The 12,085-nt window shown below is 50.6% G+C and carries 19 protein-coding genes and 4 tRNA genes; 4 read left to right on the top strand and 19 right to left on the bottom strand.

Translation table 11 applies throughout. The features are described from left to right. The 14 genes from CZ203_RS01120 to CZ203_RS14350 form a co-directional block, all read right to left on the bottom strand. Positions 1-202: hypothetical protein (locus CZ203_RS01120; protein ID WP_143436051.1), on the bottom strand; the 202-nt coding region annotated here is incomplete at its 3' end. Continuing rightward, positions 199-1,110: a hypothetical protein gene (locus CZ203_RS01115; RefSeq protein WP_087064262.1), complete on the bottom strand. Its 912-nt coding sequence runs from the start codon at positions 1,108-1,110 to the stop codon at positions 199-201. The genes CZ203_RS01115 and CZ203_RS01120, both read right to left, overlap by 4 nt. 205 nt (positions 1,111-1,315) lie before the next feature. Then, positions 1,316-1,984, bottom strand: coding sequence for a DUF2815 family protein (locus CZ203_RS01110; protein ID WP_087064261.1), 669 nt, complete (start codon positions 1,982-1,984; stop codon positions 1,316-1,318). Between the two features lie 25 nt (positions 1,985-2,009). After that, entirely contained in the window at positions 2,010-3,191 is a 1,182-nt protein-coding gene (locus CZ203_RS01105) for a DUF2800 domain-containing protein (protein WP_087064260.1), read from the bottom strand. Next, on the bottom strand, positions 3,191-3,589 hold the full coding sequence (locus CZ203_RS01100) for a hypothetical protein (RefSeq protein WP_087064259.1): 399 nt from the start codon (positions 3,587-3,589) through the stop codon (positions 3,191-3,193). The genes CZ203_RS01105 and CZ203_RS01100 overlap by 1 nt, the downstream gene beginning before the upstream one ends. Positions 3,590-3,607: 18 nt before the next feature. Further along, positions 3,608-3,784, bottom strand: coding sequence for a hypothetical protein (locus CZ203_RS14370; RefSeq protein ID WP_159456295.1), 177 nt, complete (start codon positions 3,782-3,784; stop codon positions 3,608-3,610). Further along, a complete protein-coding gene (locus CZ203_RS14365) occupies positions 3,784-3,948 on the bottom strand; it encodes a hypothetical protein (RefSeq protein WP_159456294.1) in 165 nt (54 codons plus the stop codon). The genes CZ203_RS14370 and CZ203_RS14365 overlap by 1 nt, the downstream gene beginning before the upstream one ends. A 222-nt stretch (positions 3,949-4,170) precedes the next feature. Next, the gene (locus CZ203_RS01095; protein WP_087064258.1) at positions 4,171-4,353 is read right to left on the bottom strand and encodes a hypothetical protein; all 183 of its coding nucleotides are present in this window, start codon (positions 4,351-4,353) and stop codon (positions 4,171-4,173) included. Between the two features lie 13 nt (positions 4,354-4,366). Then, on the bottom strand, positions 4,367-4,534 hold the full coding sequence (locus CZ203_RS14360; protein ID WP_159456293.1) for a hypothetical protein: 168 nt from the start codon (positions 4,532-4,534) through the stop codon (positions 4,367-4,369). Then, the gene (locus tag CZ203_RS01090; protein ID WP_087064257.1) at positions 4,531-4,761 is read right to left on the bottom strand and encodes a hypothetical protein; all 231 of its coding nucleotides are present in this window, start codon (positions 4,759-4,761) and stop codon (positions 4,531-4,533) included. Before CZ203_RS01090 ends, CZ203_RS14360 begins: the two co-directional genes overlap by 4 nt. Positions 4,762-5,398: 637 nt before the next feature. Continuing rightward, a complete protein-coding gene (locus tag CZ203_RS01085) occupies positions 5,399-5,635 on the bottom strand; it encodes a hypothetical protein (protein WP_087064256.1) in 237 nt (78 codons plus the stop codon). Positions 5,636-6,036: 401 nt separating this feature from the next. After that, on the bottom strand, positions 6,037-6,249 hold the full coding sequence (locus tag CZ203_RS01080) for a hypothetical protein (protein ID WP_087064255.1): 213 nt from the start codon (positions 6,247-6,249) through the stop codon (positions 6,037-6,039). Positions 6,250-6,551: 302 nt separating this feature from the next. Beyond that, positions 6,552-6,917 carry a hypothetical protein gene (locus tag CZ203_RS15020; protein WP_235847428.1) on the bottom strand — a complete coding sequence of 122 codons (366 nt, stop codon included), beginning with the start codon at positions 6,915-6,917 and terminating at the stop codon, positions 6,552-6,554. 5 nt (positions 6,918-6,922) lie between these two features. Further along, a complete protein-coding gene (locus CZ203_RS14350; protein ID WP_207651255.1) occupies positions 6,923-7,099 on the bottom strand; it encodes a hypothetical protein in 177 nt (58 codons plus the stop codon). Between the two features lie 129 nt (positions 7,100-7,228). Here CZ203_RS14350 and CZ203_RS01070 point away from each other — a divergent pair, with 129 nt between their 5' ends. Then, entirely contained in the window at positions 7,229-7,606 is a 378-nt protein-coding gene (locus tag CZ203_RS01070) for a helix-turn-helix transcriptional regulator (RefSeq protein ID WP_087064254.1), read from the top strand. Positions 7,607-7,994: 388 nt separating this feature from the next. On the opposite strand, the gene CZ203_RS01065 is transcribed toward CZ203_RS01070, so the two are convergent. After that, positions 7,995-8,186 carry a helix-turn-helix transcriptional regulator gene (locus CZ203_RS01065; RefSeq protein WP_087064253.1) on the bottom strand — a complete coding sequence of 64 codons (192 nt, stop codon included), beginning with the start codon at positions 8,184-8,186 and terminating at the stop codon, positions 7,995-7,997. A gap of 171 nt (positions 8,187-8,357) precedes the next feature. Between CZ203_RS01065 and CZ203_RS01060 the strand changes: the two genes are divergently transcribed. The 3 genes from CZ203_RS01060 to CZ203_RS01050 all read left to right on the top strand — a co-directional run bounded on the left by CZ203_RS01060 (position 8,358) and on the right by CZ203_RS01050 (position 11,529). After that, positions 8,358-9,650, top strand: a complete 1,293-nt coding sequence (locus tag CZ203_RS01060; protein WP_087064252.1) for a DUF4041 domain-containing protein — start codon at positions 8,358-8,360, stop codon at positions 9,648-9,650. Positions 9,651-9,689: 39 nt separating this feature from the next. Further along, positions 9,690-10,103, top strand: coding sequence for a type II toxin-antitoxin system HicB family antitoxin (locus CZ203_RS01055; RefSeq protein ID WP_087064251.1), 414 nt, complete (start codon positions 9,690-9,692; stop codon positions 10,101-10,103). 253 nt (positions 10,104-10,356) lie between these two features. After that, positions 10,357-11,529 (top strand): tyrosine-type recombinase/integrase, encoded by a 1,173-nt coding sequence (locus CZ203_RS01050; protein ID WP_159456290.1) that lies wholly within the window; start codon positions 10,357-10,359, stop codon positions 11,527-11,529. A 114-nt stretch (positions 11,530-11,643) separates the two neighbouring features. Here the strand turns inward: CZ203_RS01050 and CZ203_RS01045 are convergent. From CZ203_RS01045 to CZ203_RS01030, 4 genes are all read right to left on the bottom strand, one after another. Next, positions 11,644-11,719: transfer RNA gene (locus CZ203_RS01045), tRNA-Thr, on the bottom strand. A 5-nt stretch (positions 11,720-11,724) separates the two neighbouring features. Next, positions 11,725-11,801, bottom strand: a tRNA-Asp gene (locus tag CZ203_RS01040). A gap of 42 nt (positions 11,802-11,843) precedes the next feature. Then, a tRNA-Trp gene (locus tag CZ203_RS01035) sits at positions 11,844-11,919 on the bottom strand. 61 nt (positions 11,920-11,980) lie between these two features. Beyond that, a tRNA-Ile gene (locus CZ203_RS01030) sits at positions 11,981-12,057 on the bottom strand. Positions 12,058-12,085 lie beyond the last annotated feature (28 nt).

Raw genomic sequence — 12,085 nt, 5'->3', positions numbered from 1 at the left:
CATCCCGCAGCATCCGCACGCGGTCTTCCGCAAAGAACAGCCCGTCCCGGGTCAGCCCAAAGCATTCCCGCAGTTGCCGCCCGTCCGTGTGCGTATACTCCACTATGCAGAACCGCCCGCGCGGGTGTATCCACGTGACCACGCCCTCCGCCTTGCCGGTTGCGTGCTCCGGGGTGAATTTAACGTGCTTGCCGATCCTCATTGCCTGGCTCCTTCCCGAAGATTCCCTCCACTGTTGTAATCCTCAAAACGCGCACATGCGCGCCAGATAAACTTGTTATTAACCCACCGCTGTAATCGTCGCGTCTCCCTTGATGCGTGAGGCTTATTGTAAACCATCACATACGGGTCATACTGCATTTCCCGCAGGTGGTAAACCCGGTATAAGTCTTCCTCTTGGGTGGTATCGTAGTTTGTCAGGACATAGACCCGTCGCCGCCGTTCGTCCAGTTTTCCATACCGGGCGTATAATGCAAGTCCGCTTAGAACTGCATCCGATTGCGCCATACTGTCCCATGCAAAGTGCAGCATTTTGATCCTAACCTGATTGAGCGCCGCGATATTATCCTGCGTCAGCAGCCGTGCGTCCAACCCCTGGGTAAAATCGACCAATGCCCTGCTGTCCGCCAGTTGGCCTAACAACTCCATACGGTTTTCGGCCGCAAGCAGATTAGGGTCTAACAGCTTGATTTCGCGCTGTCCATCCCAAAACTCGGACAAATCCGCGACGTGACGCGCCTTGCGCCCCTCTTTCTCGGCCACGATGCAGAACGGGCAAGCACGTGGGCAGCCGCGCGTCAAAAAACCATAGGCCGTATCCGTGATGCCATACAGGCCGTAATCCGGCGTCATGTGTTCCACTGCGTCCGGCAGGCGGTTTTGCAGTCCGTACCCCGTGCCGCCCTTGACGATCTCATCCGCGTTGCACGGCTCGGGCTCGTCCACCGAGTAGGTGTCGTCAAACACCCGCGACATATACACACGGCCGTAGTGCGCGAACCCGTCCCACCATTCCACTGTGTCGCCCCGCGTCTTGTGCCATGCGGATAGCTTCATCAGCGCAAGGTTCGGCCACCGGTGCCCATCCACGTCAATCAGGCCGATCCTCATTGCCTGGCTCCTTCCTGCGCCCGCTCGGGTCTTTGATTTTAACCTCCGGGCAGCGATCCATGTACCGTACAAACTGGCCGGCCGCCCAGCACCGCCCATGCTTATCAAGGAATGGGCAGCGGCGGTCGCATATATTTTTCATACAAATACCTCAATTTGGTATAAAGATGGGGCGCACCTATGGTAACGCCCCACATTATTCAGGTTACATTGGCAGCCCTGTGACAGGGTTGATCTGCACCGCAGTACCGATCGGCGGCTGGAATCCCGTCGCTGGGTTGGCCTGTGCCGCCGGACTAACCGGTGGCTGGGATCCCTGCACGGCCTGCGTTGTTTCCAATGCTGTAAAATCGCTTTCCGCATTCGCGCGGCCAGAAAGCGGTTCCCCATCGCGTGTCTTACACACATTACCCAGGCCACAGCCTACGCCGCGGTTGCCGCTGTTTTCGTATGGGTAAAAGTTTACTGTTACACGGGCGTACATGCCACTGTACACATCCTGCGGCATCAGTTCTGCATGTACATTGGAAATATGTACGCATTGCGGCTTCTGTTTGCTGCTGGCAGTCAGTACCCAGCAGCCCCTGCATTCTTCGCCGAATGCATCCCCGGAAGGCCGTAAGCCGTCCCCGTCGTAGATTACTGGGTATTTAAGCTGCGGCCGCTTGCCTTGCCAGGGACCCCGTACGCCGTTCTCGTAAGCCGTGTTGATTGCCGCACGGATATCCGCCTCGGTTGCTACATCCGCCTTCGGGATCAGCAGCGTTACACTGTACTTCGGGTCTCCGCCGTTATTGCTGCGCGGCTGCTGGAGGTTTGCATAGGACAGGCGTACTTCGCCAGTCAGGCACTTTGTGGGGTTGTTCTGATACATATTCTGATCTCCTTTACAAGTTATGTTATTCTTCCTGCAGCCCTTCGAAATCGGCAACCGCACTGTTAAATGGTTTGCGGCGGTCGCCCTCGGGGACGAGGGCAGGCTTACCTGCAGACTTCACCACATGGCTGCCGCAAAGGTTTTCAAACGCTTTTTTGCCGAGCAGCTCCTCAATACCAGTAAGGGCAATCGGTTTGCGTTCATACAGTAGCGCCCCGTCGATACCCGCGGCTTGCAATTCCTCAAAGACGGTATCGGTGTTATCGAATTGGCGCCGGCTGCGGCCTTCGACCACCTTCCACCCGGGGATTTCCTTACCTTCAAGCGCCGACTGCAGCGCGTATTCCTCAATGTCCTTAAACCACTTGATGAATGGTTTTGCCCGTTCGAGCGCACGCCCAATCTCGGGGTAGGTTAGCAGGCGGGCGTCTACTGGTGAAGACGTATCCGCACGGCTAGAAAACGCCTGCGCCGCCGCAAGGTTATCTTCCGCCCGCGCCCGGCACTGTGCCTTTGCCTTACAAAACCTGCAATGCTCCCCAGGTTGCGGTTCCCCGCCGCCTTTATAGGCCAGTTCCGCGCGGGGTTTTACATATTCAGCCGCCCACTGGATCAGTGCATCAGGTGTCGTCTCCCACTCGTCCGGTTCCCCTAGGCGTAGCTGTGCAATGGTTAAGATTACCCTGTCGATGTGGTACAGCATTGCATACTGTACCAGCGCACCGATAGCATAAAGTTTCATCTGGGGGTTTTCTTCCGCCGTGACAGGTACGCCCTTGCCGTATTTGAAGTCCACCACGCGCATTGTCGTGCCGCCGATCATGACGCAGTCCGCCGTGCCAAACCCTTCGGGTACGTAGCCAGAAAAGTTAACGTTCACCTCACAGGCGACAAACGGTTTGCTGTCAAACTGCATTGCGCAATCCTTTATGTAGTCCAAGTAGCTGTCTGTCACACGGTCCATTTCGCTATCATAGAGGGGGTCTTTTTTGATCTTGTTCAGTGCTTTTGTATACGCCGATTTCGCCATAACGGTGAACATCTTGCGGACTTTTAACTCTGCGAGTTCGTGCGCCAGGGTACCCTCGGCGGCATATTGGCTTCCGCTGTCCTGTATATCCTCGCACAGGCGTGCGGACGGCGTGCAGGCCAGCCAACGGGACGCGGCAGACGCGCCCAGCAAGGCGTGTTTTACAGGAGGCATCAGATCTTAGCCCCCATCCCACGGATCGCGGTTGCAAAAGCACCGTAATGCACTGCCGGCAGTTCGCCCAGCGATGCAACACCGAACTGTGCTAGTAATGCGGTCAGGTCATTGGTGTGCGCGGGCATTAAGTCTGCCGCAGCTCGCGCCAGCTCATCCAGGGTGTACGTGGGTGCCGCCGCAGGTGCTGCGGGTGCTGTGGGTGCTGTGGGTGCTGTGGCAGGTGCGGGCGTAGGCGTAGGCGCTGGCGCCGGCATCGGGACTGCTGCGGGCTGCTGCATAGGCGCTGCCACGGGTGCGGGTGCTGCTTCCTGTAAGGGAGCGGTATCTCGGTTTGATAACTGTGTGATCGCCTCTGCAAGCTTGTCCATCGCGGGGATATTGATTGTGATTTCCATTACTTTAGCCCTCCTGCTTCAGTCTTCTACTTCAATACGTTCTGCGCAAAACCTGACCATTTCATTAACCAGCTTGGTCATAGGTATGCCTGTCTCTTTGCTGATCTGGGACAATACCGCGTGCGTATCGGAGCGGATCATCATTTGCTTGTACCCGCACTCCGATGCAGATTTCGAAATAACCAACATATCCATTATTTAAGTCCTCCTAATTTAAGAATCTTCTTTTGTGTCCAGGGTGGTAGTTTTAAAAACTGTTCGGTTTCCATGACTATGTAGCCGGTGCCCCAGCAAACCTTTACTGTGGGCTGATGGTACCCCTTTTCCGCAAAGTCTGCTGCCTTTTGGATATTATCCACGGGCAAAACCCCTCCTTTTTACGGTTCCTGTATCTTTCATAGTTGACAATCCCTCTCCTTGCGGGTATTATGTAGATGAAGATTTATTCCTCAGTTGCCGTCCTTGGTGTCCTACCACTAGGGGCGGCTTTTTTCTTTGCCCGCGTTTGCAGGCCTTTTTCCCATGCCGCTGCATGGACTGCACGGGCTACGTTCCGGCTCATGCTGAACGGCGGGCGGTGATCACGTTTCCGGGTCATAATTTTCCTCCTGGATATCTTCCAGCATCCGCAAAATCAGTTCTTCGATCCGGATAAGCCGCTTCTGCTCCCCACTTGCGGAGAAGTCGCCCGAACTGATCTGCGCGAACAGCCCCGCGCACTCTTGGGCGCGCAGCATGTTAACCTGTGCCTTGCCTTGTGTCAATTTGAATCCCTCCTTATATCTCTCCATGCCGGTAATAGCACCAGACCATACCGAGCATAAACGCCGTGAGCTGCACCGCCATCTGCCCGAAGGGGATATTGCCGATGTCACTCGCCCCAACCGTGCCGAGCACGCCAAAGCCGCAAAGCCAGCCGAGGATTATGTAAATTTTTCGTTTCATGCACCGGTACCTGATTGCCGCCGATACAGCTTGTCCGCGATATCAACCACGAAATATTTCTTGCTATTATTGATCTTAACTGGTTCCAAACTGCAGATAAATTCGTTTGCCTCCGCAGGTGTTTTCGTGCGGTCTTTCAAGTACCGCAGCACATCGGCTTTGCTCAAAACTCCTGCATCCGGCCAAATACTGCGGATATCATCGATAATGTCGCGTTTGGTTGCCATTAGTGTGTACCTCCCTTTCTATTGTTATCGTTTTCGATCTGTTATTGAACGTCGCTTGTTGGTGGTTTTAGCGGACACGGGATACGAATAGTTGTCGTTGGGACGTGGCTGCGTCGCTCTTTGCCACCCTGCGGCCGACTGGCTTTAGGGGTTTTGCGTTTGCAAAGGCTCTTTTTAATTTTCAATTGGCACCAATCGCACATAGTCGGGTTATAGGTGTCAATCGCGATATAAAGCAATACCCTCTGAAATAGCATTCCGAATGCCGCGCCGCTGATAAATATTGCGATATATAATCCCACAGGCTTCACACTCCTATTACACGGTGTCCTTTTGTCGTTCGTTTTCTGCTCAACGGCGCTTTTCTTGCTTTCCCCGCCAATATCTCCTATAATATGTTCACGGGCTGCTGAAACAGCCGAGTACGTATGAAAGGAGGAGCTTATTTTGGCACTTCGCATTTACAACGTTGATGTCCGCGGTATCCCTGTAGACCAGATAGAAGATGTACGTAACACACTAGATCGTGTTGCCTTTATGACTGATTTTGTTGTAAGCCCAAATCGTCATGGAGATAAGAGATTATTCACCGCAATCCGCGTATTTCTTGACGAAACGTATCGGTTTGAAGATGTTTTCACTCTGCCAGATGGCTGCGTCGTGACGGAACTTCCGCCGGGACAACTTGAATAATGCTATACGGAAAACCCGGGTCATACTCCACTATGATTCGGGTTTTTTGCGTTTTATCAACCATCCCGAAGATGAAGCTATCCATTTGCGCAAGCCTGTCCGGATGGCTAATGATATGGATTTTATCGGCTGAACGTTTTTCTGACACCCCGAAGTGCTCAAGAATATCCTCGATTTTCAAACAGGCATCCCCCTTTCTCAGAAAATAATTGCAGATGCCATCAAAAGGTTATGATGCCAGGGCTAAAGCTGCCCACATCCCCACCATGAAAGCGCTCAACGCGGTACATACAAATTCAAATACGCGCGCGACGTTGGGATGCCCGGTTCGTCGAAAAGCAATCCCGTTACAAATTCCCAAAGCGAAAATGGCTGAGCAAGACAGCCATATCGCGGCATTGTCATGGAACTCCATGATGAATGTACTGATCAATAACAGCCCCCACTTGGTTCTTCTCTGAGAGTTCGTCGAACCGTTGGTATAGTCTTTTCCCACAATAACGGCAGTATCTATCACCGGGATCAACTCTCTTATTACATCTCAAACACCTATTATTTGAGGTACTACTTTGACGGCTGCGCTTAATCATCAGCAAATGTAAACGATGAGGTTCCGTAAAGCTCTTGCTCGCGATCCGAGATTTTTTGAAGCACCGCGTACATCGCGAGCTCGGCATCTCGGAGTGTAACGCCTTTGCTGCGGCATATTGCCACTATGTCGTTAGCAAGGGCGTTTGCTTTTTCCGGTAACGCATTGCTTCGAGCAATAAGCATCCCGGTTTTGAAATCTTCCATTTGTGGATACTCCTTTCTTACAACTCACATGCCCCGCGCCAACAGGTGGAAAGAGTTTCGCGCTTGGGCAACGCTCGCCATCGCTTTGGCAGCTTTGATATTGTCGATTATCAAATAATGCAACTAATTACAATCGCCGCAATGCCGATTGCTGCAACGCCCCACCAAATTACCTCGTTAATCATGGGGTGGTTTTCTTCTAGCCAATGCCAGAACATGCTGTTCACGCTCCTTTCTCACACCGAATCCTACGTGCCGTTTATGTTCTCCTTTTTCAGGTGTGTCCTGCTCAAAGGACAGGACTATTCAGCCGTAGCTAAAAGCGTTCCGTCAAAGTCCCAATACTGCGTTTTGATTCTAGTAGGGTCGTCCAGTGTTCCTCGCCCTTCCATTGCTTTCGTCTCAATAACCTGAATCACTTTTGCGCTGTCCGTCCCTCTGGGGCGGGCAGTTTCTTTTTGGTTGTTCATCGCTCTCACGCTCTTCCGTTTTTGGTCTTCCGTGCTGAAATTTATCACTTCATCATCGCGATTATCGAAAAAGCGTAGCAAGAACCGAGATAATCGAATAACTGAACCTGAATCACCCTTTTCTGCTGATCGCTCCTGTGCGGTCAGCAGGTTTTTTAACACCTGTTGCTTCACATAATCCGAACGCCGAATTTGCATCGCTCTCACGCTCCTTCCTTTTCATCCTGCGGCTTATCAGGTGGCTCTTTTTCATTTAATCCATCCACATATCCTGCAATATAGGCAAGGTTTTGTGGATTTAATTCCTTCAAGCCCGTTTCTAAGCGTTTCAAGTCAATAACGACCTTATCGCTATCCGTTTTGGTTTTTTCAGGCAACATTTTCACCTCGCTTTCTTGACTCTGGTATCAGTATACATACCGGAGGTAGAAATGTCAATACCTTTTTAAGATTTTTCTTGACTCTGGTAAGTCTGTATGATATAGTTCACTCATAAGGAGGTGTATGATTTGAAAAACCGTATAAAAGAAGTCCGGCAGCATCACACGATCAACCTTAGTCAAGAAGCTTTCGGCAAAAGATTAGGCGTAACTGGTGCTGGCATATCAAGAATTGAAAGTGGAGCACGTAACGCATCAGAACAAATCGTTCGCGCGATTTGCCGCGAGTTTAACATAAATGAACAGTGGCTTCGAACCGGCAAAGGCGATATGTTCGCGCCAATTTCGGACGATGAAGAGTTCATAAGGCTTTGTACTCAAATTCAAGTTTCGGAAGATAAATTTATTCGCAAAATTATGCGGGCATATTGGGAGCTTGAGGATTCTGAAAAAGCTGCGGTTCAAAAAATGGTTGATAAGCTTATCGACGAGCAAAAAAGTGAATAAAAAAAAGCAGGCAGCTTTCGCCGCCCGCTAAATCACACTATTTATTCATTGCTTCCCGCAAGCATTTTGCGTATGTATAAAGCGATTTAATAAAATAATCGTCATTACTTTGCCACACTAGATCAAGAAGAGCGCGCTTATATTCCTTGCTCCGCTCGTTATGTACAGGCGGCTGCTCGCACCGTCCACTGCTTTCTCTCTTTTTACCGCCTGTCATATTGACCGCCTCGCTTTCTAGAACATTCGTTTTGGTTCTTTAATGTTAGCACATTTGTTCTATATACGCAACCCTTAAAACCTGCCAACGACCGCACCATACTCCCTATGTACCTCCTTGAAAATCCTATCCTTGTTGAGTAAGATGAACCTATGTAAGGCCGCAAGCGGCCTAGACGATAAACAGTTCTTCCACGGTGACCTTTAAAGCCCGCGCGAGCAGGATTGCAACCTCTACGTTAGGTAAACGTCCTTGATCGCTTTCCAAGTTGGCGATCGTGGAACGCGGGATGCCGGAAAGGTGCTCAAGGTTTTCCTGGGTTAGCCCTAACTGTTTCCGCCTTTCACGGATTAAGTTTTTCATCTTACCCTTTCACATCACACTATAATTTGAAATCGGAATATCTTGCTGAATGTTCGGAACCGAACATTTTACTGATATTTACAGCTAGTGTGTGCGATAGCGGGCTGCGATAAACTGGTAAATGTAGCCGCACAGCGTACACGTGAAATTAAGTAACTGAGGGGTGTTTCTATGTCCTTATTAGGCACAAAAGAAAAGCTGGAAATTGAGAAGTTAAAGAAAAAAATCGCTGACTTGGAGTCCATCATTCCCGCAGAAAGCGTAACAGTTGCGGACCTTCAGAATGAGATTTCACGTAAACAAGCGGAATTGCAGCAGCTTAATACACAAGCAGTGGAAACCGAGGCGTTGCTTAAAAGGTTAAATGAACAGGTGATTGAAACCGATGAACAGGTCATGCTTCAATCGTTTGGCTTATATACACCTCGATATAGCTTCATGCGAGTCGACGATTATAAAGCCTGCCTTCTTGATATTAGGTCTCGCCAAAAAGATATGGTAAAAAACCGAACGGCTGTATTTGGCTCAAACTCTTGGTCGGTAAATGGAGATGCCCAAAAAGGGAGAAAAATGGTTGCCGACATGCAAAAACTCCTATTGCGTGCTTTTAACTCGGAATGCGACGATATAATAGAACATGTCAAATATAACAATATTGAAAGCAGTGAGAAACGCATAAAAGCTTCCATGGATGCAATCTCCCGACTCGGTGAAATGATGGGGGTCTTTATTAACCCACAATATTATCAGCTTAAAATCGAAGAACTGTATTTGGCGTTTGAGTATCAACAAAAAAAGCAACAAGAAAAAGAAGAATTGAGAGAAATCCGTGCAAGAATGCGCGAAGAAGCTAAATTAGCCAAAGAAATCGAGGAAGCCCGAAAAAAGTTGGAAAAAGAACGGGCGCACTATAAAAACGCTTTGATAAAAATCACTAAACAGTTAGAAACCGCGTCTGATGTTGAGAAAAGTGATATCCTGGAAAAGAAACAGCAAATTGAGGAGCAACTAGGGAAAATCAGTAGTGAGGTAGAAGCCATTGACTACCGCGCGGCCAATCAAAGAGCCGGGTATGTGTATGTAATTTCTAACGTTGGGGCTTTCGGTGAAAACGTCTATAAGATTGGTATGACACGCCGCTTAGACCCAACGGAACGTGTAGATGAGCTCGGGGACGCCTCCGTACCGTTTAATTTTGATATTCATGCTATGATTTTTTCAGACGATGCTCCAAAGCTTGAGGCTGCCTTACATAATGCTTTTGCGGATCGCAAATTGAATTTTGTGAACCAACGAAGAGAATTTTTTAATGTTTCTCTTGACGAAATTAAACGGGTTGTCCGGGAAAATTACGATAAGTCCGTTGAATTTATAGACTTGGCTCCGGCGGATCAGTATCGACAGTCTTTGATTTTGCGTCAACAAGCGCAGGGAAATTCGACTGTCCAGCATAATGGATCCTGAATGAGAAATAATCCCCGCCCATGAAAGGAGCGAGCAGAAATGCGTAAGTGTACGTATCTTGCGGTATTTGAACCGGACGGGAACGGCGGATACGGAGTATTTTTCCCTGACCTTCCAGGATGCGTGACCCTAGGGGCGGATCTTGAACAAGCGCAGGAAGGAGCCGCCGAGGCACTAGGGCTGCACATCTATGGCATGGAGAAGGATGGGGATCCGCTTCCTGCCCCCTCTAAGGCTCCTGCCATTGACCCGGACGTTACCCCTGGGTATCTTGTTTCACCAGTAACGGTATTCCCCGACCTAGTCAAGGATGAATTGGATAACCGGCGCGTGAAAACCAACATTACAATTCCGGCTTGGCTAAAAGAAGCAGCGGAGGCGAAAGGTGCGAATTTTTCGCGCGTCCTGGAAACTGCGTTGCGCGATTATCTCGGATTGCCACACGGCGCGTAAAACAAAATAAAAAACCCGGCTATCCGGAAAGCGGCCGCTTGTCCTCGACCAATGTTTTTGCGAAACGGGGATTCCCGTTTCGGGATTGGTTCAGTAAGTTATGGGCTGCATCGAAGTGCCATCAAGCGAAGATTAACAAAATAAAAAGCCCCGCCTCGGTGCGCCAACACCAAGACGGAGCTATCAAGAGATGCAGATCAAATGCCCTTCGCTCTGCACCTCTAGTTTATCATACTTAAACGGAGGTATCAACATGAAAAAGAACGCAAAAGGCCTGTACACAACCTCAATTACCTACGCTGGCAAGCGCTATTATATACGCGCCAAAACACAAAAGGAATTATGGCAGCGGGCGGCGCAAAAGCAGCGGGATCTTGAAGAAGGCAAGATTACTGCGAACGGCAATACCACCGTAGAGCGTTGGGCGGCTGAGTGGCTCGAAACCTATAAAAAGGGCAGCGTCCGGAAGGGCACCTATGAGCGGCACGCAAGCTATGTCCGCCGCCACCTGGTCGCCCACATGGGTGATGTCAAGATGAAAGACGTGCGTCCGGTACACCTACAGAAAATCCTTAACGGCCTGGGCAACCTGAGCATAGACACCGTTACCAAAGTATCCGATACGTTTAACGCCATCTTTGAACGGGCACGGCGCAACGGTATTATATACAGCAACCCGGCTGCTGACTTGGAGCTTCCGCACGCCGTCCCACGTGGCTCCAGAAGGGCGGTCACAGACGAGGAAAGAAAGTATATCCTTATCCTCTCCAAAACACACCCTGCGGGCTTGTGGGTCAAAATGATGCTGTACTGCGGCCTGCGGCCAGAGGAAACAATCCCATTGCAGTGGTGCCATATTGATTTAGACAGTGACCGTCCACGTGTCCGGATTGAGTGTGCTGTTGAAGCCAGAACCGGTGAAATCAAACCGCCCAAAAGCGAGGCCGGGATACGCTCCGTGCCGATCCCATTGCCATTCGCCGCCGAGCTGCGCGCAGCGCGTCCGGCAGATAACCCCTTCAGCTATGTCTTCACGCGCAGTAATGGGCAGCGACATTCGGTCAACACCTTGCGGCGGCTATGGGTGTCCTTCAAAACAGATCTAGATATCCTCATGGGAGCGCAGACTGTCCAGCTTGAGCAGAAGAAGCGGTCAACGGCCAAATACAAAACCGTCATTATAAAATCAGTGGTTGCGCCCGACCTCGTCCCCTACTGCATGCGTCATACCTACTGCACCGACCTACAGGCCGCAGGCGTGCCGATTAACGTCGCCAAGGAACTGATGGGGCACAGCGATATCAAGACCACATCAGCGATCTACACGCACTCTACCGACGTTGCAATCAACCATGCCGCGGACATGATCAACGCCCATGCTGGTGCAACGTCAGGTGCAACACCGAACACGGTTAAAACCGGCTAAAACCGCATTTACACGCCGTAAAGCAAGCCAGCACACATGCCCGCAAACGCTAGGATAAATACAAAAAAGCACTGTCAAACAGGCGATAAACCCATCTAAACAGTGCTTTCCGTTTGGAGCTGTTGACCGGGATTGAACCGGTGACCTCATCCTTACCAAGGATGTACTCTACCGACTGAGCTACAACAGCAAATGTGGCGACTCGGAAGGGACTTGAACCCTCGACCTCCGGCGTGACAGGCCGGCGCTCTAACCAACTGAGCTACCGAGCCACATTTTGTATATCAGAAACGGCCTTGCGCCGTGTCCTTTCTTGGCAGGGGCAGTAGGGATCGAACCCACGGCACGCGGTTTTGGAGACCGCTGCTCTACCAGCTGAGCTATACCCCTATGTCGTTGTATACGCCCTTCCGCACCCCTCCGGCAACCTGCTGCCTGCAAGGGTCGAAATTGGTGGGCCTTCAGGGATTCGAACCCGGGACCGACCGGTTATGAGCCGGTTGCTCTAACCAACTGAGCTAAAGGCCCATATCTTCCGTCTCGCGTCCTTAACCAG

Source organism: Intestinibacillus massiliensis (assembly GCF_900155735.1).
Classification (GTDB): Bacteria; Bacillota; Clostridia; order Oscillospirales; family Butyricicoccaceae; genus Intestinibacillus; species Intestinibacillus massiliensis.
The sequence above is the reverse complement of the archived record's forward strand: the minus strand, read 5'-3'. Positions and strand labels throughout refer to the sequence as shown.

What these genes read in the sequence shown, in the direction of transcription:
- CZ203_RS01115 (WP_087064262.1), bottom strand. Translation starts at nt 1,110, where the DNA reads ATGAGGATCGGCCTGATTGACGTGGATGGGCACCGGTGGCCGAACCTT.
- CZ203_RS01110 (WP_087064261.1), bottom strand. Translation starts at nt 1,984, where the DNA reads ATGTATCAGAACAACCCCACAAAGTGCCTGACTGGCGAAGTACGCCTG.
- CZ203_RS01105 (WP_087064260.1), bottom strand. Translation starts at nt 3,191, where the DNA reads ATGCCTCCTGTAAAACACGCCTTGCTGGGCGCGTCTGCCGCGTCCCGT.
- CZ203_RS01100 (WP_087064259.1), bottom strand. Translation starts at nt 3,589, where the DNA reads ATGGAAATCACAATCAATATCCCCGCGATGGACAAGCTTGCAGAGGCG.
- CZ203_RS14370 (WP_159456295.1), bottom strand. Translation starts at nt 3,784, where the DNA reads ATGGATATGTTGGTTATTTCGAAATCTGCATCGGAGTGCGGGTACAAG.
- CZ203_RS14360 (WP_159456293.1), bottom strand. Translation starts at nt 4,534, where the DNA reads ATGAAACGAAAAATTTACATAATCCTCGGCTGGCTTTGCGGCTTTGGC.
- CZ203_RS01090 (WP_087064257.1), bottom strand. Translation starts at nt 4,761, where the DNA reads ATGGCAACCAAACGCGACATTATCGATGATATCCGCAGTATTTGGCCG.
- CZ203_RS01080 (WP_087064255.1), bottom strand. Translation starts at nt 6,249, where the DNA reads ATGGAAGATTTCAAAACCGGGATGCTTATTGCTCGAAGCAATGCGTTA.
- CZ203_RS15020 (WP_235847428.1), bottom strand. Translation starts at nt 6,917, where the DNA reads ATGCAAATTCGGCGTTCGGATTATGTGAAGCAACAGGTGTTAAAAAAC.
- CZ203_RS14350 (WP_207651255.1), bottom strand. Translation starts at nt 7,099, where the DNA reads ATGTTGCCTGAAAAAACCAAAACGGATAGCGATAAGGTCGTTATTGAC.
- CZ203_RS01065 (WP_087064253.1), bottom strand. Translation starts at nt 8,186, where the DNA reads ATGAAAAACTTAATCCGTGAAAGGCGGAAACAGTTAGGGCTAACCCAG.
- CZ203_RS01060 (WP_087064252.1), top strand. Translation starts at nt 8,358, where the DNA reads ATGTCCTTATTAGGCACAAAAGAAAAGCTGGAAATTGAGAAGTTAAAG.
- CZ203_RS01055 (WP_087064251.1), top strand. Translation starts at nt 9,690, where the DNA reads ATGCGTAAGTGTACGTATCTTGCGGTATTTGAACCGGACGGGAACGGC.
- CZ203_RS01050 (WP_159456290.1), top strand. Translation starts at nt 10,357, where the DNA reads ATGAAAAAGAACGCAAAAGGCCTGTACACAACCTCAATTACCTACGCT.